This window comes from Arthrobacter sp. SDTb3-6 (assembly GCF_013376095.1).
GTDB lineage: Bacteria > Actinomycetota > Actinomycetes > Actinomycetales > Micrococcaceae > Specibacter.
This window is the reverse complement of record NZ_JAAMFN010000139.1, coordinates 1-626: the sequence shown is the minus strand read 5'-3', so window position 1 is coordinate 626 and position 626 is coordinate 1. Positions and strand designations below refer to the sequence as shown.

Here is a 626-nt window from a genome sequence, read left to right as displayed (position 1 = left end):
GCCTCGCACTTGGTGAATGGCCGAACGTTCCCACATTGGCGCCACGAGCCCGGGTATGAATCCTGCCGAATCCTAACGTTCCACTCGGACGCTCAGCAGCCGCACTCCGTCGGGAAGCAGCCGGCGCAACGCGTCAATTCCGTGACGATAGTCGGTGCATTCGGACTCGGTACGCTCAATGGCGCCGGTCTCGATGGTCTCCAAGGCGCCGATGATCTTCATGACCCCATACTAGGTGAGTATTCGATCCATGTTCTATGTCAGTGATAGAGCGCATGCTTGTTCCGTGAATAAGTTCGATCCTGATTCTAAGCTCTTGGAGATCGTCGCAGCCGAGGACCGCCACCCCGACCGCAGCGATGGCAAGCCTCAGCGCTTCTCTCCCTGGCAGCAACCTCTGGTCAAGGTCGGCTACCTTTACGGGAAGGCCGTCGCGTACACACGTTCCTACGGGCTCGTTGAATGGTACGACCCAGACAGAACCTACCGAATCGAATGGTTCCCGGCCGACCAGATCATGCGGGTTGAACGGGCAGTCTGGCACGGCAAATAGCCCGAACCAACGGGATGGCTCTTAGGCGTCTGTGTCCATGGCCTTGTGGATCTGCACGGCGGTCCAGGCCTTC

The 626-nt window shown here is 58.9% G+C and carries 2 protein-coding genes; one reads left to right on the top strand and one right to left on the bottom strand.

The window, feature by feature from the left end; translation table 11 throughout:
- Positions 1-72: 72 nt before the first annotated feature.
- The gene (locus tag G6035_RS19680) at positions 73-222 is read right to left on the bottom strand and encodes a hypothetical protein (protein WP_176618787.1); all 150 of its coding nucleotides are present in this window, start codon (positions 220-222) and stop codon (positions 73-75) included.
- 64 nt (positions 223-286) lie between these two features.
- Here G6035_RS19680 and G6035_RS19675 point away from each other — a divergent pair, with 64 nt between their 5' ends.
- Positions 287-553, top strand: coding sequence for a hypothetical protein (locus G6035_RS19675; protein WP_176618786.1), 267 nt, complete (start codon positions 287-289; stop codon positions 551-553).
- Positions 554-626: the final 73 nt, after the last annotated feature.